Source organism: Methanospirillum lacunae, from assembly GCF_003173355.1.
Lineage (GTDB): Archaea > Halobacteriota > Methanomicrobia > Methanomicrobiales > Methanospirillaceae > Methanospirillum > Methanospirillum lacunae.
Window position 1 is genome coordinate 146,336 of record NZ_QGMY01000009.1, and the last position, 23,342, is coordinate 169,677.

35 protein-coding genes and 1 tRNA gene are annotated in these 23,342 nt (G+C 48.9%); 3 read left to right on the forward strand and 33 right to left on the reverse strand.

The annotated features are described in order from the left end of the window. Positions 1–7: 7 nt before the first annotated feature. The 26 genes from secY to DK846_RS13705 form a co-directional block, all read right to left on the reverse strand. The gene (secY, locus tag DK846_RS13580) at positions 8–1,447 is read right to left on the reverse strand and encodes a preprotein translocase subunit SecY (protein ID WP_109969499.1); all 1,440 of its coding nucleotides are present in this window, start codon (positions 1,445–1,447) and stop codon (positions 8–10) included. Positions 1,448–1,469: 22 nt separating this feature from the next. Beyond that, positions 1,470–1,901 (reverse strand): uL15m family ribosomal protein, encoded by a 432-nt coding sequence (locus DK846_RS13585; RefSeq protein WP_109969500.1) that lies wholly within the window; start codon positions 1,899–1,901, stop codon positions 1,470–1,472. Positions 1,902–1,905: 4 nt separating this feature from the next. Then, positions 1,906–2,367 (reverse strand): 50S ribosomal protein L30, encoded by a 462-nt coding sequence (locus DK846_RS13590; protein WP_109969501.1) that lies wholly within the window; start codon positions 2,365–2,367, stop codon positions 1,906–1,908. Beyond that, a complete protein-coding gene (locus DK846_RS13595; protein ID WP_109969502.1) occupies positions 2,367–2,984 on the reverse strand; it encodes a 30S ribosomal protein S5 in 618 nt (205 codons plus the stop codon). Before DK846_RS13595 ends, DK846_RS13590 begins: the two co-directional genes overlap by 1 nt. Position 2,985: 1 nt before the next feature. Beyond that, positions 2,986–3,513, reverse strand: coding sequence for a 50S ribosomal protein L18 (locus DK846_RS13600; protein WP_109969503.1), 528 nt, complete (start codon positions 3,511–3,513; stop codon positions 2,986–2,988). Next, the gene (locus DK846_RS13605; RefSeq protein WP_109969504.1) at positions 3,513–3,959 is read right to left on the reverse strand and encodes a 50S ribosomal protein L19e; all 447 of its coding nucleotides are present in this window, start codon (positions 3,957–3,959) and stop codon (positions 3,513–3,515) included. Before DK846_RS13605 ends, DK846_RS13600 begins: the two co-directional genes overlap by 1 nt. Further along, the gene (locus DK846_RS13610) at positions 3,960–4,406 is read right to left on the reverse strand and encodes a 50S ribosomal protein L32e (protein ID WP_109969505.1); all 447 of its coding nucleotides are present in this window, start codon (positions 4,404–4,406) and stop codon (positions 3,960–3,962) included. It lies immediately after the preceding gene. Next, the gene (rpl6p, locus tag DK846_RS13615; protein ID WP_109969544.1) at positions 4,406–4,936 is read right to left on the reverse strand and encodes a 50S ribosomal protein L6; all 531 of its coding nucleotides are present in this window, start codon (positions 4,934–4,936) and stop codon (positions 4,406–4,408) included. The genes DK846_RS13610 and rpl6p overlap by 1 nt, the downstream gene beginning before the upstream one ends. An 11-nt stretch (positions 4,937–4,947) precedes the next feature. After that, entirely contained in the window at positions 4,948–5,340 is a 393-nt protein-coding gene (locus tag DK846_RS13620) for a 30S ribosomal protein S8 (protein ID WP_109969506.1), read from the reverse strand. An 11-nt stretch (positions 5,341–5,351) separates the two neighbouring features. Beyond that, complete coding sequence (locus DK846_RS13625; protein ID WP_109969507.1) at positions 5,352–5,519, reverse strand: 30S ribosomal protein S14; 168 nt, start codon at positions 5,517–5,519, stop codon at positions 5,352–5,354. Beyond that, on the reverse strand, positions 5,519–6,025 hold the full coding sequence (locus DK846_RS13630) for a 50S ribosomal protein L5 (RefSeq protein ID WP_109969508.1): 507 nt from the start codon (positions 6,023–6,025) through the stop codon (positions 5,519–5,521). The genes DK846_RS13625 and DK846_RS13630 overlap by 1 nt, the downstream gene beginning before the upstream one ends. Further along, complete coding sequence (locus DK846_RS13635; protein ID WP_109969509.1) at positions 6,022–6,747, reverse strand: 30S ribosomal protein S4e; 726 nt, start codon at positions 6,745–6,747, stop codon at positions 6,022–6,024. Before DK846_RS13635 ends, DK846_RS13630 begins: the two co-directional genes overlap by 4 nt. 1 nt (position 6,748) lies before the next feature. After that, positions 6,749–7,111 (reverse strand): 50S ribosomal protein L24, encoded by a 363-nt coding sequence (gene rplX / locus DK846_RS13640; protein ID WP_109969510.1) that lies wholly within the window; start codon positions 7,109–7,111, stop codon positions 6,749–6,751. Between the two features lie 9 nt (positions 7,112–7,120). After that, on the reverse strand, positions 7,121–7,519 hold the full coding sequence (locus DK846_RS13645) for a 50S ribosomal protein L14 (protein ID WP_109969511.1): 399 nt from the start codon (positions 7,517–7,519) through the stop codon (positions 7,121–7,123). Further along, on the reverse strand, positions 7,516–7,842 hold the full coding sequence (locus tag DK846_RS13650) for a 30S ribosomal protein S17 (RefSeq protein WP_109969512.1): 327 nt from the start codon (positions 7,840–7,842) through the stop codon (positions 7,516–7,518). The genes DK846_RS13645 and DK846_RS13650 overlap by 4 nt, the downstream gene beginning before the upstream one ends. A 9-nt stretch (positions 7,843–7,851) precedes the next feature. Next, positions 7,852–8,127 carry a ribonuclease P protein component 1 gene (locus tag DK846_RS13655; protein WP_109969513.1) on the reverse strand — a complete coding sequence of 92 codons (276 nt, stop codon included), beginning with the start codon at positions 8,125–8,127 and terminating at the stop codon, positions 7,852–7,854. Continuing rightward, a complete protein-coding gene (gene rpmC, locus DK846_RS13660) occupies positions 8,124–8,327 on the reverse strand; it encodes a 50S ribosomal protein L29 (protein ID WP_109969514.1) in 204 nt (67 codons plus the stop codon). The genes DK846_RS13655 and rpmC overlap by 4 nt, the downstream gene beginning before the upstream one ends. After that, complete coding sequence (locus DK846_RS13665) at positions 8,327–9,043, reverse strand: 30S ribosomal protein S3 (RefSeq protein WP_109969515.1); 717 nt, start codon at positions 9,041–9,043, stop codon at positions 8,327–8,329. The genes rpmC and DK846_RS13665 overlap by 1 nt, the downstream gene beginning before the upstream one ends. Positions 9,044–9,047: 4 nt before the next feature. Then, complete coding sequence (locus DK846_RS13670) at positions 9,048–9,512, reverse strand: 50S ribosomal protein L22 (protein WP_109969516.1); 465 nt, start codon at positions 9,510–9,512, stop codon at positions 9,048–9,050. A 5-nt stretch (positions 9,513–9,517) separates the two neighbouring features. Continuing rightward, positions 9,518–9,931: a 30S ribosomal protein S19 gene (locus tag DK846_RS13675; protein ID WP_109969517.1), complete on the reverse strand. Its 414-nt coding sequence runs from the start codon at positions 9,929–9,931 to the stop codon at positions 9,518–9,520. 4 nt (positions 9,932–9,935) lie between these two features. Beyond that, entirely contained in the window at positions 9,936–10,649 is a 714-nt protein-coding gene (locus tag DK846_RS13680) for a 50S ribosomal protein L2 (protein WP_109969518.1), read from the reverse strand. 11 nt (positions 10,650–10,660) lie between these two features. Then, positions 10,661–10,909: a 50S ribosomal protein L23 gene (locus DK846_RS13685; protein WP_109969519.1), complete on the reverse strand. Its 249-nt coding sequence runs from the start codon at positions 10,907–10,909 to the stop codon at positions 10,661–10,663. Further along, positions 10,909–11,658 carry a 50S ribosomal protein L4 gene (rpl4p, locus tag DK846_RS13690; protein WP_109969520.1) on the reverse strand — a complete coding sequence of 250 codons (750 nt, stop codon included), beginning with the start codon at positions 11,656–11,658 and terminating at the stop codon, positions 10,909–10,911. Before rpl4p ends, DK846_RS13685 begins: the two co-directional genes overlap by 1 nt. A gap of 5 nt (positions 11,659–11,663) precedes the next feature. Then, positions 11,664–12,677: a 50S ribosomal protein L3 gene (gene rpl3p / locus DK846_RS13695; RefSeq protein ID WP_109969521.1), complete on the reverse strand. Its 1,014-nt coding sequence runs from the start codon at positions 12,675–12,677 to the stop codon at positions 11,664–11,666. A 30-nt stretch (positions 12,678–12,707) separates the two neighbouring features. Further along, positions 12,708–12,857 (reverse strand): hypothetical protein, encoded by a 150-nt coding sequence (locus DK846_RS17770; RefSeq protein WP_181391791.1) that lies wholly within the window; start codon positions 12,855–12,857, stop codon positions 12,708–12,710. 335 nt (positions 12,858–13,192) lie between these two features. Next, on the reverse strand, positions 13,193–13,597 hold the full coding sequence (locus tag DK846_RS13705) for a Tfx family DNA-binding protein (protein ID WP_109969523.1): 405 nt from the start codon (positions 13,595–13,597) through the stop codon (positions 13,193–13,195). Positions 13,598–13,802: 205 nt separating this feature from the next. Between DK846_RS13705 and DK846_RS13710 the strand changes: the two genes are divergently transcribed. After that, a complete protein-coding gene (locus DK846_RS13710) occupies positions 13,803–14,645 on the forward strand; it encodes a F420-dependent methylenetetrahydromethanopterin dehydrogenase (protein ID WP_109969524.1) in 843 nt (280 codons plus the stop codon). A 31-nt stretch (positions 14,646–14,676) separates the two neighbouring features. Here the strand turns inward: DK846_RS13710 and DK846_RS13715 are convergent, their stop codons facing one another. Then, positions 14,677–15,636, reverse strand: coding sequence for a galactose-1-phosphate uridylyltransferase (locus DK846_RS13715; RefSeq protein ID WP_109969525.1), 960 nt, complete (start codon positions 15,634–15,636; stop codon positions 14,677–14,679). 73 nt (positions 15,637–15,709) lie between these two features. Continuing rightward, positions 15,710–16,696 (reverse strand): 5,10-methylenetetrahydromethanopterin reductase, encoded by a 987-nt coding sequence (locus tag DK846_RS13720; protein ID WP_109969526.1) that lies wholly within the window; start codon positions 16,694–16,696, stop codon positions 15,710–15,712. A gap of 286 nt (positions 16,697–16,982) precedes the next feature. Between DK846_RS13720 and DK846_RS13725 the strand changes: the two genes are divergently transcribed. Then, positions 16,983–18,107, forward strand: a complete 1,125-nt coding sequence (locus DK846_RS13725) for an FtsZ/tubulin family protein (RefSeq protein ID WP_109969527.1) — start codon at positions 16,983–16,985, stop codon at positions 18,105–18,107. A 14-nt stretch (positions 18,108–18,121) separates the two neighbouring features. Here the strand turns inward: DK846_RS13725 and DK846_RS13730 are convergent, their stop codons facing one another. Beyond that, complete coding sequence (locus DK846_RS13730; RefSeq protein ID WP_109969528.1) at positions 18,122–19,075, reverse strand: DUF128 domain-containing protein; 954 nt, start codon at positions 19,073–19,075, stop codon at positions 18,122–18,124. After that, positions 19,072–19,509, reverse strand: coding sequence for a dCTP deaminase (gene dcd / locus DK846_RS13735; RefSeq protein WP_109969529.1), 438 nt, complete (start codon positions 19,507–19,509; stop codon positions 19,072–19,074). The genes DK846_RS13730 and dcd overlap by 4 nt, the downstream gene beginning before the upstream one ends. Before the next feature lie 53 nt (positions 19,510–19,562). Between dcd and DK846_RS13740 the strand changes: the two genes are divergently transcribed. Then, positions 19,563–19,634: transfer RNA gene (locus DK846_RS13740), tRNA-Arg, on the forward strand. Positions 19,635–19,640: 6 nt separating this feature from the next. Here the strand turns inward: DK846_RS13740 and DK846_RS13745 are convergent. From DK846_RS13745 to DK846_RS13755, 3 genes are all read right to left on the reverse strand, one after another. After that, positions 19,641–21,071, reverse strand: a complete 1,431-nt coding sequence (locus DK846_RS13745) for a carboxypeptidase-like regulatory domain-containing protein (protein WP_109969530.1) — start codon at positions 21,069–21,071, stop codon at positions 19,641–19,643. Between the two features lie 44 nt (positions 21,072–21,115). Beyond that, positions 21,116–22,672: an AMP phosphorylase gene (locus tag DK846_RS13750; protein ID WP_109969531.1), complete on the reverse strand. Its 1,557-nt coding sequence runs from the start codon at positions 22,670–22,672 to the stop codon at positions 21,116–21,118. A gap of 120 nt (positions 22,673–22,792) precedes the next feature. Beyond that, positions 22,793–23,342: PGF-CTERM sorting domain-containing protein (locus DK846_RS13755; RefSeq protein WP_146201232.1), on the reverse strand; the 550-nt coding region annotated here is incomplete at its 5' end.

The window sequence follows — 23,342 nt, forward strand, 5'->3', positions numbered from 1 at the left end:
GCCTCTGTTACTCCTTGCCAAAGAACGTTCTCATGAAGGGATACATCTCCATGATCTGTTCACTTGCTATCTGTTCGTACAGTCGGTAGGTGATACTCACCGTCAACAGCAGACCGGTACCGGAGACCGAACCGATCACACCGAAGAGGTTTGCAACAACAGACATAAGCCCGATAAACACTCCACCGATCACAGTGACACGGGGAATGTACCGGTCGAGAACCTTCTCAAGGATTGCCGGGTTGCGCCGGTATCCCGGGATGGACATGCCTGAGTTCTGAATCTGCCGTGCAACTGCTTTTGAGTCAAGACCCGCCGTCTTCACCCAGAAGAGTGCGAAGATTGCACCACCGACGATCATCACAACCGAGTCAATTCCCAGTCTGATGAGAACTTCCCATGGGGGATGAGTGCCAACATAATTAGGCATCCACCACATCCAGTCAGTCGGGTGATTGATCGGAGCAAGGAACCACATCAGGCCATTGACCGGAGACTGTCCCTGGAATTCACCAAGGAAGGTAATCCCGATATTATTCAGGAAGAGACCAATCATCTGGAAGTTTGCCTGAAGAACACGGACGAGAATCATCGGGAGCACACTGGCGTAGATCAGCTTGACAGGGAACCGTGCTCTGGCACCTCTTACCTGGGTGTGTGCAAGTGGAATTTCAACCCGGGTTGATTCCACATACACGATCAGGAGGAAGATACCGATAGTACAAATGAACGCGATCAGGTCAGCACCGAAATATTGGATGAAATTCGCACCATCAAGGACGACTGCAAATAACCGAGGGAAAAATCCGGTAGGATAAGCATCAGTAACTGCAGTCCATCCTAAAAATCCATTTACGAGTGCCTGGGAAATACCTGCAATGATGAAGAGACCAACACCGGAGCCGATACCCCATTTGGTCACTACCTCATCCATCATGAATACCAACACGCCACCAAGGCATATCTGCAGGAAGATGATGAATGCTAGTATTGATGAATTACCACCAAAGAGTGCGAGTGCAACAGCCGGATCAGGCTTTAAGAATCCACCCACAATCATTGGTGCTCCTTCAACAGCAATCATCACAAAGATCATGAGTTTCTGCAGTCCCATGTACTGGATCTGCCCTTTTATCTCACTGGTATCTATGTGGATGATGTCTGCTCCTTTGAGGAGCTGAAGAACAATCGAAGCAGTAACGATTGGTCCGATTCCGAGATGAACGATTGAACCACTTGCTCCGGCTAGCAGAGCACGGTAATACTCGAACATATCCTGGGAGGACGCAGCAAGACCAAACACAGGAATGTTGGTCAGTATAAAGTACACTAATAATATGCCAGCCGTCCATGCCAGTTTGTTCTTGAAATGAACGTGACCTTCAGGAGCTTTAACTGCTGGCATCATAGCCAGAAGAGGCTCCATCCGGTCTAGAATCTCACCCATTATTTTCCCCCAAAAAAGAGGTTCAGGAGGTCATCGCATGACCGCCTTTCGCCTCAATCTTGGCGATCGCCTGCTGGGAGAACGCCGCGGCCGTGATTTTCATCTTGTGGCTGACCTTTCCGCCACCAAGAACCTTCTCAACACCAAGGACTGCTGCATCGAAGACAACGGTGTCGCCTTCTTCCTGTGCTGCACCTGTTCTGACAAGAATTGGTATGATCTGATCGATCTCACCAATGTCCAGAACATCCCCGGTGATAGAGGCTTCATGGTAGTGTTTGAATCCGCACTTACCAAAAACCGGACCTCTTACGAGGTAGGCCTTGACAAAGTGGTGTGCATTGACACCAGCATTGCCTCTGCCTCCGCGGTTTCCTGCTCCACGACGATTCTTATGGGTCCCACCACCACAGGTGCGTGAGCCACGGTACTTGGATCGCTTATTGACTGGCATCTGCTCACCTCATCTTGTAGAGGAGATCGTTAATATTCTCCCCGTGGTACCCGAGTGAACCGCCCTGCTGGTAGGTCCTCTTGGTGGTCTTATACCCCTTACGTGGCGGGTGGAGTCGCAGAACCGGCTTGAGTCCGGGAACATCTGCCAGCCGTGCCTCCCCTGATGAGAGTGCTTTTGCAAACTCGGAGATTCCCGCATACTGGGAGTTCTCTTTGATGTATTCATCAGACAGATGAGCATCACCAGTGAGACGTCCACGGGTTCTCAGAAGTTCTTCAACCGTACAGGCATCAACTTCACCATATGCAACAAAGTCCTTGACTTTGCGAATCATTCCGACATAAGCCGGAGTGTCAGGGATGATGACACAGTGGTTGATGTGATGAAGGCGGAGCATCTTCAGGGTGTCCTTGATCTCCCGGCGGGTCTTAACCGTTCCGCGGACCTGAACAACAGCATACATTACTCCTTTCCTCCCAGCCTGATCATGTTGGTAGCTTTCAGAGCGTTGAAGGTTGCCTTTGCATAGTTGATGGTAGTCCGGGTCTGACCCTGGGTCTGTGCCCAGACATCACGAATACCGGCAAGGTCAAGCACCTTTTTACCAATGTCTCCGGTAACAAGGCCAATTCCCTGTGGAGCAGGCTTGAGTGTGACTTTGACACTGCCTGCAACACCAGTAACCTGCATGGGGATTGAATGTGGATGGACACATCCGCATTCCCATGAACCACAGCCACGTTTTACCTTTATTACATGTGTCTTGGCATTTACGATCGCTTTCTTGATCGCGTCTCCCACCTGGGAGTCCTTGCCCTGTCCAAAGCCGATGTATCCGTCGTGGTTTCCAACGACGACTACAGCCCTGAACTTGACACGACGACCGGAGTCGGTCATCCTCTGTACCATGTTGATGTCGAGCACCTCATCCACGAGGTCAGGGAGGAATGCATCAACGATCTCAGGTTCTTTGATGGGTTTCCCACTGGCGAGCGCCTCGTCAATGCTCTTTATCTCACCGGACTGGACCATGCGTCCAAGACCGGTCAGGGGTACCCATTCTGTCTTCTCGTATGCCATCTCAGTTCAGCTCCCCCATGATTGCATCCCGAGTTGCTGCCACATTGGCAGGCAGGACTCCTGCACGGTCGGGGGCGTATGCTGCGATATGTTCTCCGTTACACCGCTCATCAGAGGGAAGTATTTCCTCAGAATGCGGAATGTCAAGACCTGCTTCTGCTGCACCCTTCAGTGCTGCAAATACACGTGCTCCCGGACTTGCCCGGTGAAGGCCAATGTCGAGGATTGCAGCATCTTTGCCTGCATTGAGTGACCGAACTGCAAACAGAATTCCAGTCAGGTACGCTGCAGGGGTGTTGCATAATGAACCCTTATATCCGAATTTACGGAGATCTGCAGAGTTTGCAGTGACATGAGTCCGGTCACCTTCAAGGTGGGCAGTCACCATCTGACAGATGATGTGTTTGTTGGTCTTTCTGACTACCATCCGGGGACGGACTGATACAACCAGTTTATGCCTGGCATGGTAGTCGGTTCTTCCTTCACGCCTGCGGCGGAAGGAGACAAAGTATCGTGGACCTGTTGCCATTACTGTGCCCTCCCAATCTCAATCTGGGCTTTCAGGTGTGCTACAGTCCTGAACTGACCACCAGCAGCACGCCGATAGAACCGGCGGTACACGGAACGCTCAATCTCACCAGATTCACGCAGGTCACGGAGTACCTTCCGCTGGGCACGGATACGCGAAACCCAGCGTTCCTTGCTGACGGTACGCGAGCCGATTGCACCCTTTCTGCGGCCGGGACCCTTGCGGTGTCCATAACTCCGCTTTGTCATCATGACACGTGCCCGTCCACGGGAATTACCCACCTTCTGGTGGGCAGCAATTGCTCCCTCCGTGATCAGGTTTCTGATGTCTTCACGAGAGATAGCCCGCTGCACGTCGTCGATCTTTTCAGGATCGAACCAAACGCGGTTGAGACCGCATTTGAGGACTTTGGCAGCCAGGCGTCTCTGACCAGAAATCTGACTCATTTATTCTTCCTCCTCGCTTGCATCAGTCTTGGAGACTTTTGATGCAGATTTTCCTGCTGCTGCAGGTTTGGTTGCATCCTTCCAGTTAAGGACGCGGATTTTTGCTTCTGCGGCCTTGTTCTGAATGATCTCACGCTTCTTACGACCGACAGTTGCACCAATACGGATTGCCTGTGTTGCAGCGTTGAGTCCTTCCATCTCTTTCAGATTGCAGACCCTGACTTCCCGAAGACCGCATGGATGCATTCCACGGACTGCAAGAGGACTGCCGTACCCTGGATCCGGGTGTGGACCCTTGGCCTTACGGAGTTTACGCTGTTTGCTGTGCAGACCACGGGGTCTCCTCCAGGAGTCCTTGATGGTTACCTTCTTATCAACGCCCTCACGTTTAAACCGGGCTTCTTTTGCCTTTCTTACACGCAGGAGACGTCTGATTTCTGATACCATTACTGTTCACCCCTGGCAACAATGTAAATCCCGTCCTGGAATACACGGGGATCGCGATCCCGGATTCGGGTTGCCTTCTCGATATTTGAAGCGGTTGAACCAACCAGTTCCTTGTCAATACCGGTCACAGTTACCTCGTCGGTTCCGAGTTTTACTGATGTTCCCGGAAGAACACGGGCATACCGTGGATATTTCTCGCCAAGGAAGTTGAAGATCTCAAGTTTTTCGCCCTGCATCTTCAGCTGGATTGGGAAGTGACTGTACACAACCTTGAGGCTGTACTGGTAACCTGAGGTTACACCAGTGCACATATTCTTACAATGTGAAGCAAGGGTTCCTACCATTGCCACAACTTGCTTCTTTGCAGATTCGGTTGTAAAGACAGCGTGACCGTCTTCAATGACGATATTGATTGCCGGATGCCACATGTCTCGCTGGAGTTCGCCTTTGGGCCCTTTTACCTTCAGAACGGAGTCAACCATGGTAACGGTGACACCTTCTGGAATGGATACAGTTCTTTGAGCTGACATCTGTTCCACCCTTAGTATACGTACCCCAGCAATTCGCCGCCGATTCCAAGCTGACGTGCTTCATGATGAGGCATTACACCTTTTGAAGTAGAGATCAGCAACATACCGATGCTCTTGGATGGGAGGTACTGCTGTTCCCAGCTTTCCATGTCAGCCAGCTTTACCGAGAACCGGGGGGAGATGGCACCACACTTGTTGATCATACCAGACATGGTTACCTTAAACTGGCCACCACGGCCGTCTTCAACAAGGGTATACTCCCTGATGTAACCGGCTTCTTTCATAACGCGGAGCATCTCACCGATCAATGCAGCTGCAGGCTGGACGATGCATTCTGCCCGTCCGGTATCTGCTGCATTCTTGAGCGTGCATAACGCATCCGCAACCGTATTCAGTCTTGCCATTACTCTCCTCCTCAGTTCAGTTTCTTAAAGCCCAGCTTGCTGGCCCATTCTCTGAAGCACTGTCTGCAGAAGTATATACTGTATCTGCGGACAAGTCCCTGCTTGCGTCCGCAAAGCTTACACTCATGTGCTCCGCGTCCGAAAACTTTTGTCCTTTCTTTTCCAGCCTTCTCAGACATTACTGAACCTCCACGCCATATTTTCCATTCAGGAAACCGACGGTGTCTTCATGGCTGACCCGCTGCTTCAGCGGAAGTTTCTTGGTCTGAATATGTCTCCGGGCAATCCGGACACCATTGCGTTTAACGACAACGGTAACATCGAGACCAAAGATTCCAATCTTTGGATCATAACTCTGACCCGGGTAATCGGTGTGTTCTTCGACACCAAAGGAGAAATTCCCCTGTTGGTCGACTGCCCGTGCTGACAGTTTGTTCCCGACAACTTTCAGAGAAGTGACCAGAAACTCTTCAGCTGTATTACCACGCAGAGTGGTTTTGCAGCTGAGGGGCTGCCCCTTTCTGAGACCAAATGCGGGAATTGTCTGTTTTGCAACTCCACGGACCGGTTTGTTTCCGGTGATCTCACTCAGGATCTTTTCTGCACTGACAAGACGGTCTCCTGCTTCTCCGACACCCATGTGGACGACAATCTTGTCGATTGAAACCTCACGGTTTGGGTTCATTCCTCAATCCCCCAGTTGTCGACTGCTGACTTCTCGCGACCAACAGTGACAACATACTCATCGATGGTCTCAAAAGACTCTCCGGTCCCTTCATCCTTGAGAAGTACACGGTTTGGAAGACTGCCGCTCACAATCACACGATCAGTAATCCGGGCGATGTTGCCGGAGTGCTTTCCTCCGATAACCATGACCATGCTTCCGGTCTGGTATGGGAAGTGATCGAGAATCTTGTTTAACTCACCATCTTTCAGGGAGAGAACGACTGAATCGCCGGTTTTGTAACTGTTGTCTGCGATGATGTTTGATCCGTCACGTAGATTCAGCTGAACCTTGCCACCCTTGATGATCGTCTTGTTGGTGATCTTGACAAGCCTTGATTGGGCAGCTTCTGCATCAATCTGGATGGTCTTGTGCCGGCCCTTTGCGTCACGAAGAATACGGTAATGTTTTCCGGTCTTCGGGATGGAGATGATATCAAAGATACCGATACCCATGTCTGCATGTCTACATGCACGGCCGTTCACCAGTATTTCACGCTGACGAAGAATCTGCTTGACTTCTTTCATATTCCGGGCTACCCCGATATGATCACGAAGCCAGACAGCGATCGGCAGTGCATTGGTGTTGTGCGGTCCCGGGGAGGGCTTCATGACGAACTTTGTCGTCTTTCTTGCAATACCCCAGGAATTTGGTGCTACAACTCTCTTCAGGTGTTGTCCCATCTTATTCACCACCCAGTTTCTGCTCGCGTCGCTTGTCCTCAAGATTCAGTTCAGTAACGATAACATTTGAGGGATCAATCGGACGTGGCACTTCAGTGCCATCTGCCTTCTTGACAGATACGCCATCTATGACAATCTGGGATTTTTTGGTTATTACTGAGTCCACGGAGCCTGATGTCCCTGAATGATCACCACGGATGACCTTAACGGTGTCACCCTTGATAACACGGACACTTCTCTGGTTGTACTTCTCACGCAGTTCCTTGGAAAGGGGAGCGTGCAGAAGGGATCCGCGCTCGTGGTGCGCGGCATTATACCGGGCTTTGCGCTGTTTTCTTGGTTGTTTACTTGCAATCCTTACCATTCGCACCACTCACACGATGATCGTGGCCATCGAACCAATACGTGGGTACCGGATCGCGACCTCACGAGCAACCGGACCCTTGATCTCGGTTCCACGTGGCTCATTCTTTTCGTCAACGACTACAACGGCATTATCCTCAAAACTGAGGCGAAGTCCGCTTGGGCGACGAATTTCTTTCTTCTGGCGAATAACCACGGCACGCACGAGTTTCCTCCGCATGTCGGGTGTACCCTTCTTGACACTTACCGTGGCGATATCAGCAAGGCCGAGTTTCGGCTGCCTGCGTCTGACACCATGGTATCCAAAGACCGAGACAACCTGGACTAACCGTGCTCCGGTGTTGTCTGCACATGCCAGTCTGGTTCCGGTGCTTACTGAACGGGGGACCTTTATCCCTAGGCCCCTCATGACTTGTTCACCTCAATAACCACAAAGGTCTTGGTCTTGGAGAGCGGCCTGCACTCGGCTATGCTCACAGTGTCTCCAACCCGTGCATGGAGGCATGGTGGGTTGTGTGCATGAATCTTTGAACTACGCTTCTCGTACCGCTGGTACTTCTTGACAAAGTGCAGGTAGTCCCTCCTGATCACTACCGACCCCGTCATCTTGTCGCTCACGACTTTGCCGGTGATCACCTGGCCGCGCACCGGCAAGGTGCCATGGAACGGGCAGTTTACGTCCGAACACTCTTTTTCCGGCGTAGGGACGTTAAATCCGATATTTCTTGCCATTTTGAACCTTTATTTTCTGATTCGCATTGTTGTCCGTCTCTCTGGAGCCATCAGGAGTGCTGAGCCATCCAGATCAACGACTTTTCCCCCGGGAATACGGGTTCGAAGGGTGATACCCTTTTTTCCCACCATCTTCAGACCAGAAACAGTCTTAATCATGACCGTGTTTTTGGTCTCATCGATGATGATTCCGGTGATTCCCACAAGGGATGGGCTAGAGGCATGCACCACAGTGACATCCAGTCCGATGAGTTCATGGAACAGGATGTTCTGCGGTGTAATCATGCCAGGGTTCTGCGGTTCTGTTCAGTCTTCATCCGGGCAATAGTCCGGCGAATTTCACGGATCTGTCCTGGATTCTCAGGAGCACCACCGGCGCTGACTTTACCCCGGTACTGGATCAGTTCCATCTTGAGTTTGTCAACCTGTTCTACCAGTTCGACATCAGAGAGCTGACTAACATCACGTGCTCTGAAGATTGCCATTAGAGGTCCTCCTCAACATCTGGCTCGTCAAGCATCTCTTCGAGTGGAACATCCTCATCAACAACAGAGTCTGATGAGATCTTGGTCAGGTGAGGGGCAAGGGCTGCCTTCTTCTTCTCAATAACCGCAGTTACCTGGAAGTGGTCAGGAAGTTGTGCACCTGGCGGAATGATCCGTACCTGAACACCGATAACACCGAGCTTCTTGATTGCTACAGCGAATCCCTTCTCGACGATGGTGTTTACCGGATCTCCGGAGTGCTTGATGTATCCTTCAGTAAACTTCTGGACACGACCACGTGCTCCGGTGAGTTTTCCAGAGATGACAACCTCGCAACCAAGTGCTCCGGACTCCATGATTCTGCGGATCGTGGATGATCCTGCTTTTCTGAAGTACCATCCGCGCTCAAGTGCACTGGCGAGCCGCTCTGCCATGATCTGTGCATTCAGGTTCGGGTTATCAACCTGTTGAACCTCAATCTGCGGAGATTCTACCCCGTAGACTGTTGCAAGGTCCTGGGTCAGGCTGCGAACAACCTTTCCACCTTTTCCAATGACGATACCCGGCTTCTCTGCAAAGATCGTCACCTGGGTGCCGAGGGGTGTCCGGATGAGATCCATACCACCGTATCCGGCACGCTTGAGCTCACGGGAGAGATGTTTCTCAACCCGGACCTTCCGTACGCCGTCTGCTACAAACTTACGTTCTACTGCCATACGTTCAGGCCTCCTGCTCGGAGACGATCATCTCGATGTTGACGGTCTGCCGATCTTTGGGAGTTGCCCGGCCCATTGCACGGGGCATGAAACTCCGGCGACGGATACCGCGGTTTGCTGACACATGGATGATACGGAGTTTTTCCGTGTCGAGTCCGCTGTATTCAGCGTTCTTGCGCACACTGTTAAAGAGCCGGAGATAAACCTGGCTTGCCTTCTGTGGGTAGCGACCGCCATCCCAGCCGACAAGGCCACGTTTGTGGGCCACATTTCGGTTGAATTTCTTGAAGGGGATGGCCTTTTTCAGGTCAACCACATCATTCAGGTATGCTTCAGCCTCTGCAAGGGATTTCCCCCTGACAAACCGGGCAATCTCAATTGCGTGCTTGGGGGAGATAGGTGCCTCATTCACCCTGCCACGGGCAAGATTGTCCCCTTCCACCTTGTTTGAATACTCGATTCTTCCCATTCACATCACTTCAGTGGAACGAACTTACTCGACCGTGTTGCTCCAATACCAGCAGAACCGTGAGCGACTTTCCTTCGTGTCAGGGCGAATTCTCCAAGGTAATGGAAGACTGCTTCAGGCTGAATCTCAACCTTAACAAACTCCTTCCCGTTGTAAATCTCGATTTCACGTCCAATCATCTCTGGGAGAATGATCATATCGCGGACATGAGTCTTGACTCGGCTGTCACCCTTACGCAGATCAGCAAGAAGTGTGTCCTCGCTGATGGTCCATCCACGGAGAACCTTCCGCCGTGCCCGTGAGGGCATGACCGGAAGCAGTTCCTCAATAGTCATGGATTTGAGAGCCTCGGCGTTGAATCCATGATATGTGAACTCTTCCTTTCGCCGTGGCAATTTCTTCTGAATCTTCTTTGCCATCCGCTTACCTCCTTCTGCCTGTGCGGCGTGCGGCTATGTGCCCAACCTTCCGGCCAGGGGATGTTCCGCGGCTCACTGTCTTTGGTCTGCCAGCGTGCTGATGTCCTCCACCACCGAATGGGTGATCGATAACATTCATAGCTTCACCTCTGACCCGTGGCCAGTTGCTTGCGGTATTCTTCATCTTGTGATATTTCTTACCGGCCTTGACGAACGGCTTCTCGCTGCGGCCACCGCCTGCGACAACACCAACGGTTGCACGGCACTGGCCGTTGAACCACTTTGTCTTTCCGCTTGGCATCCGGACTGCAACCCGGCCTTCCATCTTGTCGGTGATCATAGCCTGAACGCCACCTGCACGGACGAACTTTCCACCATCATTTGGTCTGGCTTCAATGTTGCAGATGTATGCACCAGTCGGAATTGCTGACATTGGAAGTGTGTTTCCATTCTTGTAGGAGACTTCAGATCCCCAGGACATTGTGTCCCCGATTCCAAGTCCTTCCGGAACAAGAACGTACTTCTTCTCACTGCCTTCAACTTCGACCTTGGCGATAGGTGTGTGTCTGGCCGGATCATGCTCAATGTCAATAATGACCGCATTAACCGTGGTGTCATTGCGTCCAAGGTGACGCAGTTCTGCCTTGTACCGGTGTGACGGTGCACGGTAGGTTGGTCCTCCGTGTCCACGGCTTTGTGTTGTGATTCGATGTCCCATCTTGCACCACCTTACATTATGCCGAGACGGCTGAGAATCTCCTCTGCGGCCTTTTCATTGGTAAATCCGATGATGGCTTTCTTTTCACCCTTGGTGGTCATCATCGTCCTCACTGAGGTGACCTGCTGGCCGAACATTTTCTCGACCGCCTTCTTGATCTCCGGTTTGGTTGCATCGCGATCAACCAGAAACTGGAGTTTGCTCTCGTTCTCTACCCCATAGGTTGCCTTTTCAGTTGCATACGGGTACTTCAGAACCATTATTGTTCACCCCCGAGTCTGACAATTGCATCTTCAGTCCAGACAGTCAGACGTGCAGACTGAGTACCTGGAGCGAGGAGTTCTACATTCAGACTATCAACCGGGCAGACATCTACCCCAGAGAGGTTGCGGGCTGCACGCAGTGGTTCGTTTCCGGTTACAATAAGCAGGCTTTTACGCTGTTTGTACCGTCGACCACGCATTTTTCCGCGACCTGCACGGACCTTGCGAGAGCCTTCTGCCTTGAGAACGTCATCATAGACACCGATTGCGCGCAGTGCTGCAATGACATCGCGTGTCTTTCCAAGTGATTCAAACTCATTGGTCAGAACAAACGGAAGAGAGCCTTCAAAGACATGCCCTCGTGACTTGACGAGTTCATCGCTGATAGTTGCCGCAATTGCTGAACTAAGAGCTTTTCTTCTCTCTTTGCGGTTGATGTCGCGTGTCAGAATTTTCTGAACTACAGGCGGATGTGCCTCACGACCACCTTTTGCCTGTGGAACCTTTGCAGCCCGGGAGCTGTTCTTCAGACGTGGAACATGTGATGCACCACGACCACTACCCCAGCCGACGGCTGATTTAGTGATACCTGCATAGACGTATGCACCATGGGGCTGATACCGGTGACTCTGAATCGAGATGACCGCCTTTTTGATTAAATCTGGGCGGTACTCGGACGCAAAGACAGACGGGAGTTCGATCTCATGGTCAACCGAACCTGACAATGATAAAACCTGTGCTTTCATCTAGATCACCCCTGTTTGCTCTGCTGGCTCACGAATTCGACCACCGGCTCGCGGGCCTTGTGCTCACCCTGACGGATTGCATGTCTGATTCTTACAAGACGCTTGCATGGACCAGGGAGTGAACCCTTGATAAGGACATATCTGCTCCGGACTTCGCCGTAGTGCAGGAACCCACCTTCTGGAGTAACATCTGCCCCGTCTTCACCAATCCGGATGAGGCGTTTGTTGTATTCAGTCCGCTGCTGGTATCCCATCTGACCCATCATTGGAACCTGCCACCGTACGTGGTGAGGATTCCATGGTCCGAGTGTACCAACATGGCGTTCTTTGCCACCACGTGAGTGTTTGCGTTTACGGAGGTGAACTCCCCAGCGTTTGACAGGACCCTGGGTACCTTTTCCTTTCGTGATTGCAGTAACATCGGTGTACTGACCAACCTGGAACATCCCACGGATGTCAACATCCTTACCAAGCATGCCGACAGCAAAGTCAAACCGCTCTGCCATACTTCCACCACCAATCCGTGTCTCCATAAGGTCAGGGACCTTCTTTGGGACACCAGTGAGGAGTGCAGGCCGGGTGTAGGTTATTGCAATAACCTCGACAATTTTATCTGCCTCGATAGCTTCGCGAATCTTCTTTTCAGCCTCTTCGCGCTTGTAGTTCTTTGGCAGGTTGATTCTGCGTCCAAGATCAGACTCAAGGTTTTCTGCCCAGATCTCGGTCATTGGATGGTGACCGTAGGTATCTTTGCGGTAAACACGAATTGCAGCAACCTTCATGTCAGGTACTTCTACAACGGTGACCGGAACCATGATGTCCTTGCCTTCATTTGGACTCTTTACATGGTCGTCGACCATAATGACATGAGTCATTCCTACCTTATATCCGGCAAAACCCTGGAGCGCTGGCTCTCCTTCATATGCGGGCCATGCATGATATTTCGGTACCTGGCTCTTCGCCCGTTTCCGCGGGCTGAATGCCAGGGAACCCATGCGGGGTCTGTGTACGTTTGGCATTTTTCTATCAGTCCTTCTGTCTGTATCAGATCATTCAGGCACTATTCGTGACCAAATGATAGTCGATGCAGGATCAGAGACACGAAGTATACCTACAGCAGAAGCTGCATAGAGCGAGCATCTGCTGAACGAACGTTCAAGACCAGCCTCTCCCCACAACGTCAAGGTACCAGAGGTCATATGCGCCCTCATTATAGAGAGTGCCAGAACAAACTCCTTGGCGTGTAGTCAGGCGGTCAGATGTAATGCGTTCAGATACCGGTCTCTCGTAAGATGCGTGAAATTCAGGCTTGACCTGTGAAAAATCACAGATAACGGGCCGCATCGTCCACCCTTGCCGAAATCACATCCCACTATATCAGCCCATTGCGATGAACGCAATCCTGTCACTTCGCAGAAATATCATTTTTCTACGAAATAACTGTCAAATATACAGGTACCCAAAAATACCCATAGATTCAGGCTTCATACATATGAGAGAAAAAGAGTAATAAAGGTATTGCTAACAGGAAGCGTCATTCAAAGTAGAGATCTCCATCATCTTTGATGTAGACCTCAATTGGATTTCGCACATACCGTGAGCGGTTCTTTTCAGGGATCTCATCACGGATCCTGTTCATCAATTGAACAGTATCGTACTTTACTTTGATACCAATTTTTTCTGCTTCATCAAATACCTGTTGGACTGATTCAAGCAGATCCTGACCTTTACCAATTGTACAGAGATGACGTGAATCCAGACTGTGGAAGAATTCAATCGTCTCCCGTGCACGCTTGATGTTTTCCATCGCTGATTTCTCAATAGTGCAGACATTCGCCTTTGATGTATTGATAATATCGGCAATCTGTTGTTGAGTCAGGCCTGACTTCCGGTATCTTAAGACCTCTTTCTGCCGGTCGGTGAGCAGACCATCTTTCATACATATCAATAAGAAAGAGATAATTTAAACGTTTTTCGTTAACCATTGCAAAAGTTATAAGTATACAGTAATTTTGGGCCCGAATACTACCAAGCTGGCGGCATTATCCCGGCCTTATTTGTTACAATGTAGACTCCCAAAAATCGATTTCACAATCTTTATTATGATATTTATCATAGTATCGTTGAACACACAGAGGTGTGCAATGGTAGTAAAAGTAGGAATAGCAAAACTTGGAAATATCGCAAGCGGTGTCATGGCAGAACTTCTCCTTGATGAGAGGGCAGACCGTGAAGATATGCAGACCTTTATGGCCACCTCGGGGACCAAACTCCAGCCAGAAGATATCGACCGTGTCGTCTCAAATATGAAGGCATGGGGTCCTGACTTCTGTGTCGTTGTTTCTCCAAATGGAGTTCTTCCAGGGCCAAAAGGAGCACGCGAGGCACTCGCTGCAGCAGGCATTCCCTGTGTTGTCATCACCGACGACATCACCTCCAAGAAAGAAGAGTGGGAAGCACTCAAGGCAAGCGAATTCGGATACATCATCATGAAGGGAGACTCCATGATCGGTGCACGCCGCGAATTCCTTGACCCCATTGAGATGGCTGACTTCAACGGAAACCTTGTCAAGGTTCTCGCACTTACTGGTGCATTCCGCAAACTTCAGGTTGCACTTGACGAGGTTATCGACCAGGTAAAGGCAGGAAAGAAGGGCAAGGACCTTGCACTGCCAAAGATCGTCATGACTTCAGACAAGGCTGTTGAAGGCGAGTTCAGCAACCCATACGCCTATGCAAAAGCACGGGCAGCATACGAAATCTCTAGCGCTGTTGCAGGAGTCAATGTTAAGGGCTGCTTTATGACCAAGGGCTTTGAAAACTACACTCCAATCGTTGCATCAGCACACGAAATGATGCGCCAGGCTGCATTCCTCTGTGATGAAGCACGTGAGATGGAGAAGGCAACCGACGCTGTCATCCGCAAGCCACACAAGAACGATGGAACACGCGTTGCAAAGAAGACCCTTATCAGCAAACCTGAATAATCGGATCTCACTTTTTTCCTTTTTTTGAGTCTCAATTTATTATAGTTGGAACATTGGGCATATTCTGGGCATATTCTCTCCAGGTTGATGCAAGTTCTTCAGGCAGGGTGAGGATGACAGGCTCAAGGTGTAACCTCTCCATAAATGCAGTATCTGAAGTTGAAAGAGGATTTGGATTGATGCGCGATATAAGGGAACAAAATGCAGAAAAGGTATTACGATCTTTGTTCTGCCCAAAAAAAATAGCCATATTGAATGCACTCGTCCCAAGATCACGATAAAACCCGAGTAAGGAGATCAGGTCTGCAGCAAAATCTTCTAGAACATCGCTGAACTCCGCAACCGTGGTTAGAGGCAGAAGACATCGGATCTCTCTTTCACCGATCGGAACCGGATGAGCATACCAGAAAAGAATAGTTCCAGGTAGATCTCTTCCACTACGTTCTGCATCCTTTCTGACATCCTCAAAATATCCTCTACCATGGGTCTTATGATACTGCTCTCCTGCCAGAAGATATCGGGAAGGTAAAGTGTCAGGCTGATGATCACATAGTCCTTGGAGATGAGGATGTGGAAGAGATGCACCAGCAGACGGGAGGTAATTCCAGTTGATGGATACATACTCTGATTGTTTTTTAAGAGCAGTCACCTGGCCGGAAAGGGCATCTGCAATCTGTTTATGAGTAAATGTGGGGACTGAGTGCTCATGTGTTATTGAGGTCACTACATGATAGGCAGCAAACGGGTAAAGATTCGGAAAGGTGATACTCTCACCGATATGGATCCGTTTTCCATCAGGAAATACGGGTGTTACTTCTTCAATGAGGCCAGGGCAGAAGGGACAATCTTCATCTTTGTATGTAGGAATATAAACACCGCCAATACCCCGTTTTAACCGTTCCGGACAGATTCTGGTTCGTAGACCCGTCAGGTCCTCTACACGATATTCGATAAATCCTTCAGTATGTTCAGTTCTAAAAGAGGTAAACATCACTCTGCCCCATTTCTCGTATGGAGCATTTTACTATAAATATAAACCGAAAAAAGGGATGTAGCCTTAATATTTAGACTACGTACTTACCGAGCAGGCGGATGGAGTTGACAACGTCCGGGCCGAGTGGTGATCCAAAGATAACCTGAGTAACACCGGATTTCATCAGGTCCTCACACTTCTGCTTGACAGTGTCCGGGGTTCCTGCAATGGTGAATGCATCGATGGTTGCATCGTCGACATTTTCTCCAGCAGTCTTGAAGTCAAACTTGCCGAGTGCTGCCTTGATATTTGCAACCTTAGCGAGGTCGAGACCATGGCGCTGGAGCAGTGGCTCTGGAGATCCAGCTGCAATGAATGCGGCTACAATCTTTGCTGCATTGCGTGCCTTCTTCTCATTCTTGTCGATGGACATTGCAGTGTATGCACCAATGTCAAAGTTCTTCTTACCTACCTTCTCACAAGCTGCCTTGATGATTGGGATAGCTACTTCGAAGTCTTTGGGGTTGGATGCGTTGATCAGGGCACCGTCTCCGATGGTTCCTGCAAGTTCCAGAACTTTTGGTCCCTGGGCACCGATATACATCGGAATGCCCTTCTTTCCTGGGAGGCTGACACCGGTGAGCTTGGCACCATCGTAGTCAAAGAATTTCATGCCGCTCTTTGAAACCTGTTCACCAGCGATGAGCTTGCGCATCTGCACAACTGCTTCCTCAAGGCGTCCGACCGGCTTTTCCGGGTTGATTGCGAGCTTTGGAAGGGTTGAGAGGTCGCCAGGTCCGATACCCATTACTGCACGGCCCTCAGATATCTCATCAAGGGTACATGCAAAGGATGCCATTGCAGCAGGTGTATCGGTGAAGGCGTTCATAATACCCGGACCCATCTTCAGGGTTGTTGTTGCCTGAGCAATTGCTGCAAGGGTTGGGTAGCAGTGGCGGTTGTTGTAGTGGTTTGTAATCCAGGCAAAGTCAATATCCTTTGACTCTGCAAGTTTACAGTAATTAACCACCTGTTTGACGTTAATGTTTCCTGGAACGAATTCTATACCATAACTCAAGGTCTGTCACCTCAAAAAATTAATAAAACCCGAACCGGTAAAAACATTATTATTTGAATCTCGAATAATCAGACAATATTGGAATAATAAAGCAAAATCAACCAGGTTTTCATGTAAAGATCTCTATTTTGAGAGAAAAATAATTGCAGACGCATGGAGTTATGAGGCATATCGGCAGTTATGAACAGATTTTCATCATGCCCCCAGATACTCTTTATGAGATCAGGGGAGTACATATATACACTTCAACGACTGGCTTGAGGAGTATCGTGCAACGGGTGATGAAATGAGACTCTTGATATTAGGACTTGGCACGGCTGGGAGTAGAATTGCTGATGCTATAGCAGAACCAGCCGCTGGATCAACCCGTAACACTCTTCATGTGATAGCTGTAGATAATGATCCAACTATCCTTGAAAATCTAAAATACATCAGAAGAGACAGAAAGGTCTACTTTCCAAAAGACTCCATCTCAACACCAGAACTCCTGACAACCACCTTTACCATTGATGAGGTGAAAGCCCAGCTCAAGTCAAATGATGCTGGAGGACATGATGCAGTACTCCTCTGTGCAGGACTCGGAGGTGGCCTTATAGATCTGGTTCCTCATCTGGTTGGCATTATCAGAGAGACGATGTTTGAGCCGGTCTTTGCCCTGGTAACTCTTCCTTCTGATGATGAAGGTCAGGAACGACTCAAACGGGCCGCAACAAATATGCGTCAAATCCGTTCAATCCTTGACGGAGTCATTGTCTTTGATAACCAGCTCTGGCTCGATAAAGTTCGTGAACAGATTGAAACAGCTGTTCAACAACCCGGGCCGGGAGTCACAGAACGGTTTTGGATTCCCGGCACCCCCGAGAAGACTTCTGTTGATCCCTACGACCTGATCAACCACCAGATCTCAAAACGGATTCAGTTGCTGATCCAGGCAGGAGAAGTTCAGGATACACCACCACAGATGGTGCTTGATACTAGAGAAATTCTAAATACCATTACAGGAATGGGACTGATTACAATAGGTCTTGCAGACGAGTTTCTTGAAGAACATTCAAAGATAGGATTTTTCCGCCAGAAACAGGAGTCCCTTGTCCATAGGCAGGAAAAGGCTGGGAGAATAGTGAAACTTGCTGAAAAAGCTGTATTCAGAGATATATCAGCATACAGCGAACTCTCATCAGCCAAAAAGGCCCTTATATTGTTGATCGGACCTGAAGATGAACTTTCCATGAAAGGGTTTATGGCTGTCAGAAAATGGATCGATGATAGTATCAATGGTTATGAACTCAGATCTGGAGATAGTCCTGTATCATCACGACACGGCTCACATGTAGCAGTCCTCATTGTTTTGTCTGGCTTAAGTGAGATACCCAGAGTCAGCGAACTTGATAGATTAATTCAGAAAAATTAACCCCAATAAAAAAGTTAGTTTGAATTTACTATTCGGGAGAATGGAATTGTTCCTGCTCCTATTTCAGTTGTGAGTTTAAGACCCTCTTCTGCCGCATATCCAATTGAATTCATCCCTGAATAAGAAACCAGGGAAATTCGTCCGGGATCAGTAACAAGATTAAAGATCTGACCCCTTCCCATCATAAGAGGAAACCTGAAACCACATCCCTGCATCCTTGTGATCAGATCAGATGCTCTATCCCATGACAAACCTGGAATTTGCCTGATATTTGCGAGAAGAACTCCGGACCCATCTGAAATAAACGGGCCAATTGACGTGAGACCTGAGTTTATGAAGAGTTGTAAGGGATCAACTGTGGAACCCTGATAGCCAATCAGATCAACAAATTCAATCGGTTTTTTATCCACAATCCGTATTGTCCCTCCATATGCCATCTTTACGGGAATGCCATTGTGCTGGAAGACACCATCCATAGTAATACTACAGACGGTCAGAATCCCGGTATGATCTGCAGGAACACGTGAGTCGCGATCCAAAAAGGCAAAGGACTTGAAAAAACTACATCCCGCATCCCGTACCCTATCAAAAACTTTGGTTACTGCGTCTAGTTTTTCATTTGGCACAATGGTAAGGTTATACGCCACATCACCGGTCGAAGTATCAGGGTTGAATGTGCTCTTAAATGCCAGCCGCTCAAGTTTAGAAATAACAAAACCAATACGGTCTTCTACCAGGGCGCGATCTGTCTCTGCTATACCGGTGGAGGTTAGAATTCTCCCCTGATTACCAACCTTTTCAGTGAATCCACGTGTATCCAGATATCGGAGATAGTACTGAACGGCCCGATCAGTCATCACATATCCGCGTTCTGCCAGAAGTTCTGAAAGGCGTTTTGCTCCCATAGGCTCCTGGTGATCCTTGAGAATTCGCAAAATTTCGATATACTTATGTTCAGTCTTGATCATCGTGCTGGAACCACTCCGTTGCTATCCTGATACCGACCATTATAGATCTCGTCACCAGCGCTGACTTCCGAAAAGATCATCTGCACAATCCGGTCACCAGCTTTTATAGAAACTGGTTCTGGACCCATGTTTACGAGACATAGAGTGAGATGACCTCTGAATCCGGGATCAACAAACCCCCCACTGATAAGGAGCCCACGCCGTGCATACGAAGATCGACAACGAAGCGTGGCAGCGAGGTCACCTGGGAGTTCCACCCATTCCATTGTAGCGACCAGCGTCATCATCCCGCGTTCAAGTGAGTACTCTTCAGAAGCCCGAAGATCATATGAAGCAGGCTGTTGGCACTCAGAGCCATATGGCTCGAGAACAACACCTCCATTACCGGCAGGAACCCCAAGCCTCTGCCGGAGCGAGCGTGATGACAGAATCATACCATACAGGTAGGATAAAAATCATTAATATCTTACGGATGGAATTGTCTAGAGGATCCATGGGGTAGCGGATATCCTACCGGGCTTCGGACCCGGGGACGTGGGTTCGATTCCCACTGGATCCGTAAAAATTAGAGTGATCTCTTTCTGAGATCAACACGTCTTTTCTTTGCCCGCGATGATGGTCTCTTTCCACCGCCCCGGAAATAAAGAATTCCAAGTAAAATTAGTACCACAAGAATGATGATCCCGACATCCATCCATGGGAATGGAGTTGTTGTCTTGTCTTTCTCTTTTGGACTCAAGACAAGAATTACCGGGGATGAGACAGGAGGAATAATAGTTGTATTATTTTGTAGATACCCTGACAGGTTTGCCCCAATATGATAAGTCTGGTTTTCTATAAGGCTAAGGGTCGCTGTTCCATTGTTGTTGCTTGCAGCAACCTGTGAACCGTTTACCATAACTGAAGCATTGGGAAGAATTTTCCCCTGATTATCCCGGATCAGAACAGGTACTGAAATGAGGTCAGGAGAGAGATCAAAGATAATGTCAGAGTTATTTGATGTGAGATCAAGGCTCCTGCTTTCAGGTTTGTAGCCTTTTTTACTCACACTGAAAAGATAAGACCGTATCTCTAGATCAGGGATAGAGATTCTTCCATATTGGGTGGTAAGTCCAACTGAATTGCCATCTATCCGTACATCCGCTCCTTCAATAGGTTGTTTTGCAGGATCATATACCGAGACAAACACAGTAGATTTAAGTGGCACGATAACTACATCAAGAATTAAATCCTCTTCCCCAGGATTTTTCTGCAGGATTGTTTTCTCATATCCAGGTGATCTTGCCTCGATCATATGATCCACACCCCTGCTCATATTTGTGATCAGAATTCCTTTCGCATTTGTCTTCCCTGAATCTTTTCCGTCAGTCAGAATTTGAACATCAGGAACCGGATGCTTTGTATCTGCATCCAGAACATGGAGAGAGATCCGATCACTTCTGATCATGGAGTACTGAGCCGCTGTATCCTCAAACCTGGTAACTAGTTTGTCCCTGATGGTTTGGTATATACCACCAGCGATTGTGAGATCATAAACCTGTTCAGTTCTGAGAGAAAGAAGAGCAGTTCCATTTGAATTAGTACGATTCTGTCCGATAGTCCCATCCGGCAAACTCGCTTTCACTTGAATGTCAGGTAGGGGAAGAAGCGTATCAGCATCAAAAACCTGGATGGTATATGTGCAGTTGCGTATTTGAAGGGGGACAAGGAGCAGGGTATCGTTTACAAGGGGCTTTCCCGTCCAGTCACGATATCCGGCCTTTGCAATCCTGAGAGTAGGAGGATACCCTTCATACGAGAGATTGTATGTCCCATTCTCATTAGTTGTTGCAGCATACTCACCATTGGTGTAAATGAGTGCCTGAGGGATCGGTGCTGTTCGATCTGTCTGCTCAAATACCATAATATTGAGACCACAAACTGGAAAGATAGCCAGAAGGCAGATCAGGAGGACAATCACTCCACCAGACACCAGTTTGTGTATCGTATGTTCCATCAATCCCTCCCTATCTTAATGTGTAGTCATTTTCATACTGAAGATCATTCAACACCGTTGTTACGCTGTTTTGAGGGAAGCCATTCCCGCTGGTTTGGAACACGGTCCATAAGCATACCTTCCACAATAACAGGACGTAGTGTTCTTGCAGTCTCAAGGGCTTTCTCAAGTCTCCATTTTCGCTCTGCGTATAAAGTAAATATTGGATCTCCACGTTTGAGACGTGTTCCTGGTTTCGCATGGATGTAGAGACCTGCACCATGATCATTTGGAGCTCCTGCCACACGTGCAATTGTAATCAGAGACTTATTATTGAGATCCACGACATATCCGTCACGCTCGGCTTTAACAATATGGAAGAACTCACCAAGTTTAACCAGATCTGAAGTTATTTCTGGATTGCCACCCTGAATAGCAATGATATCCTTCATCTTCTTCAGGGCTTTCCCTGACTTGAGAAGATCAAGAGCAAGGGCAGATCCCTCACCCCGGTTTGCTTTCCCTGCCAGTTCAAGTGCTATCCCCGCAATCTCAGTGCTCTTCTCAATCAGGGAGTTAGGTGACTCAGATCCTTCCAGAATGGCAAGAGCCTCTTTCACCTCTAATGCCGGACCGATTGCCCGTCCAACCGGAGCGTCACCATAAGTCAGGGCACATTCAACACGCATTCCAAGCCTATCACCGATCTCGATGAACGATTGAGCCAGTTTACGGCCTTCAGGTATAGAATGAACCTTACAATTTTTACCAACTGGAATGTCAATGGCAACAACATCAGCTCCAACAGCAAATTTCTTCGCCATGACACTTGCAATCATCTGCCCAATCTGATCAATTTTGAATGGATACTCCTGAATGATAATCTTGTCATCTGCCGGAGCAATGTTGGTTGCACCACCCCAGACAATCACTCCACCAGCCTTCTGTGTCATCTGCTGAACTTCAGCGGCCGAAAATTCAACAGGTGCCAAAACTTCCATCAAATCTGCAGATCCTCCAGCCCCTGTAATTGCACGGGAACTGGTCTTTGGGATAAGTAAGCCTGCAGCTGCTATGATGGGCACCACAAGAAATGTTATTTTGTTTCCTGGAACTCCACCTATTGAATGTTTATCAACAATAGGTCCTGTGTGAAACTCAAGTCGATCACCAGTCTCTACCATCGAACGGGTAAGTGATTCTATCTCATCAATATCCAGGTTGTTGATATAGGAACAAATAACAAAGGCGGTAATCTCACTTGGTGAAAGATTGTCATGAACAATATCCGTTACAATCATTTTGATCTCTTCACGTGAGAGACGCTCACCCTCCATCTTTTTTCTGATGTAATCCAGAGATACTGGACGGTCAGATACTCTGACTTCTACAGATTCGCCATCTTTTACCTGTAACTGCTCGTTACTCTGATGATATATACCAAGTTTTCCTTGTTTAATAAGAGTGGAAGTAGTTTCTACATAATCTGCGATAGAGAATCCTGTTGAAAGATTTGTTATTACAACCCGGTCTCCAGGAAAAACACCCAGGGTTTTTGCATCCTGCTGATGCAGGAGCACACCCCGTGCAGCAATATCAACGAGGCGTACGGCTAGTTTCATGCCATAAAATTGATGTTGGATCCTATTTAGTGCATTGGAACATTCAAAGCCGTGAAAACACAGAAAACTCCCTAACAGGAGATCAACACAAACAAAAAAAGAGGATTTTGGTTTTCAACCTTAGTTCCGGCGCAGTGCAAAGAATGCTACTGCTCCGAGGCCTGCGAGTGCTGCCATTGCGCCAAATCCTGGTGACTTCTTGGTCGGTTCAGGGGTTGGAACGGTGGTTGCCTTCTCGGTTGGCTTTGCGGTTGCTGCTGCAGTTGTTGCTACAGCGGTTGGCTTCTCGGTTGGAGTTGCGTTCTGCTGAGTAACATTTGCTGCTGGTGCTGCTGCAGTTGCGTTCTTGGTTGCGTTAACTGCTGGTGCTGCTGGGGTGACTTTTGCTGCCGGCTCTTTTGCTGCTGCCGGAGCGCCGCCTGCCTCAACAACGTTGAACAGTGAAGTCTCAACTGTATCAACAGTTACACCGGAAACACGGACGATGTACTCGTCTGGCTTGAAGGTGGATGCGTCAACGCTGAAGCTCCACTTGTTCAGACCGTCAGTGCCCTGCTGGACCTTGACAGTTCCGGTTGCGCCGCTGAACTCACCGCTCTGTGACTTATCGGTCGGCTTGAATGAGGATGAAGTAACCTCAACGAGCAGATCGTTGTCGTCGTATGCCAGG

Excerpts from the sequence above, each read along its gene's own strand:
- secY (WP_109969499.1), bottom strand. The coding sequence starts at position 1,447 with ATGGGTGAGATTCTAGACCGGATGGAGCCTCTTCTGGCTATGATGCCA.
- DK846_RS13585 (WP_109969500.1), bottom strand. The coding sequence starts at position 1,901 with ATGCCAGTCAATAAGCGATCCAAGTACCGTGGCTCACGCACCTGTGGT.
- DK846_RS13590 (WP_109969501.1), bottom strand. The coding sequence starts at position 2,367 with ATGTATGCTGTTGTTCAGGTCCGCGGAACGGTTAAGACCCGCCGGGAG.
- DK846_RS13595 (WP_109969502.1), bottom strand. The coding sequence starts at position 2,984 with ATGGCATACGAGAAGACAGAATGGGTACCCCTGACCGGTCTTGGACGC.
- DK846_RS13600 (WP_109969503.1), bottom strand. The coding sequence starts at position 3,513 with ATGGCAACAGGTCCACGATACTTTGTCTCCTTCCGCCGCAGGCGTGAA.
- DK846_RS13605 (WP_109969504.1), bottom strand. The coding sequence starts at position 3,959 with ATGAGTCAGATTTCTGGTCAGAGACGCCTGGCTGCCAAAGTCCTCAAA.
- DK846_RS13610 (WP_109969505.1), bottom strand. The coding sequence starts at position 4,406 with ATGGTATCAGAAATCAGACGTCTCCTGCGTGTAAGAAAGGCAAAAGAA.
- rpl6p (WP_109969544.1), bottom strand. The coding sequence starts at position 4,936 with ATGTCAGCTCAAAGAACTGTATCCATTCCAGAAGGTGTCACCGTTACC.
- DK846_RS13620 (WP_109969506.1), bottom strand. The coding sequence starts at position 5,340 with ATGGCAAGACTGAATACGGTTGCGGATGCGTTATGCACGCTCAAGAAT.
- DK846_RS13625 (WP_109969507.1), bottom strand. The coding sequence starts at position 5,519 with ATGTCTGAGAAGGCTGGAAAAGAAAGGACAAAAGTTTTCGGACGCGGA.
- DK846_RS13630 (WP_109969508.1), bottom strand. The coding sequence starts at position 6,025 with ATGAACCCAAACCGTGAGGTTTCAATCGACAAGATTGTCGTCCACATG.
- DK846_RS13635 (WP_109969509.1), bottom strand. The coding sequence starts at position 6,747 with ATGGGACAACACCTGAAGAGAGTTGTAGCACCAAATTCCTGGGGTATT.
- rplX (WP_109969510.1), bottom strand. The coding sequence starts at position 7,111 with ATGGTAAGGATTGCAAGTAAACAACCAAGAAAACAGCGCAAAGCCCGG.
- DK846_RS13645 (WP_109969511.1), bottom strand. The coding sequence starts at position 7,519 with ATGAGGGGCCTAGGGATAAAGGTCCCCCGTTCAGTAAGCACCGGAACC.
- DK846_RS13650 (WP_109969512.1), bottom strand. The coding sequence starts at position 7,842 with ATGGCAAGAAATATCGGATTTAACGTCCCTACGCCGGAAAAAGAGTGT.
- DK846_RS13655 (WP_109969513.1), bottom strand. The coding sequence starts at position 8,127 with ATGATTACACCGCAGAACATCCTGTTCCATGAACTCATCGGACTGGAT.
- rpmC (WP_109969514.1), bottom strand. The coding sequence starts at position 8,327 with ATGGCAATCTTCAGAGCACGTGATGTTAGTCAGCTCTCTGATGTCGAA.
- DK846_RS13665 (WP_109969515.1), bottom strand. The coding sequence starts at position 9,043 with ATGGCAGTAGAACGTAAGTTTGTAGCAGACGGCGTACGGAAGGTCCGG.
- DK846_RS13670 (WP_109969516.1), bottom strand. The coding sequence starts at position 9,512 with ATGGGAAGAATCGAGTATTCAAACAAGGTGGAAGGGGACAATCTTGCC.
- DK846_RS13675 (WP_109969517.1), bottom strand. The coding sequence starts at position 9,931 with ATGGCAAAGAAGATTCAGAAGAAATTGCCACGGCGAAAGGAAGAGTTC.
- DK846_RS13680 (WP_109969518.1), bottom strand. The coding sequence starts at position 10,649 with ATGGGACATCGAATCACAACACAAAGCCGTGGACACGGAGGACCAACC.
- DK846_RS13685 (WP_109969519.1), bottom strand. The coding sequence starts at position 10,909 with ATGGTTCTGAAGTACCCGTATGCAACTGAAAAGGCAACCTATGGGGTA.
- rpl4p (WP_109969520.1), bottom strand. The coding sequence starts at position 11,658 with ATGAAAGCACAGGTTTTATCATTGTCAGGTTCGGTTGACCATGAGATC.
- rpl3p (WP_109969521.1), bottom strand. The coding sequence starts at position 12,677 with ATGCCAAACGTACACAGACCCCGCATGGGTTCCCTGGCATTCAGCCCG.
- DK846_RS17770 (WP_181391791.1), bottom strand. The coding sequence starts at position 12,857 with ATGACCTCTGGTACCTTGACGTTGTGGGGAGAGGCTGGTCTTGAACGT.
- DK846_RS13705 (WP_109969523.1), bottom strand. The coding sequence starts at position 13,597 with ATGAAAGATGGTCTGCTCACCGACCGGCAGAAAGAGGTCTTAAGATAC.
- DK846_RS13710 (WP_109969524.1), top strand. The coding sequence starts at position 13,803 with ATGGTAGTAAAAGTAGGAATAGCAAAACTTGGAAATATCGCAAGCGGT.
- DK846_RS13715 (WP_109969525.1), bottom strand. The coding sequence starts at position 15,636 with ATGTTTACCTCTTTTAGAACTGAACATACTGAAGGATTTATCGAATAT.
- DK846_RS13725 (WP_109969527.1), top strand. The coding sequence starts at position 16,983 with ATGAGACTCTTGATATTAGGACTTGGCACGGCTGGGAGTAGAATTGCT.
- DK846_RS13730 (WP_109969528.1), bottom strand. The coding sequence starts at position 19,075 with ATGATCAAGACTGAACATAAGTATATCGAAATTTTGCGAATTCTCAAG.
- dcd (WP_109969529.1), bottom strand. The coding sequence starts at position 19,509 with ATGATTCTGTCATCACGCTCGCTCCGGCAGAGGCTTGGGGTTCCTGCC.
- DK846_RS13745 (WP_109969530.1), bottom strand. The coding sequence starts at position 21,071 with ATGGAACATACGATACACAAACTGGTGTCTGGTGGAGTGATTGTCCTC.
- DK846_RS13750 (WP_109969531.1), bottom strand. The coding sequence starts at position 22,672 with ATGAAACTAGCCGTACGCCTCGTTGATATTGCTGCACGGGGTGTGCTC.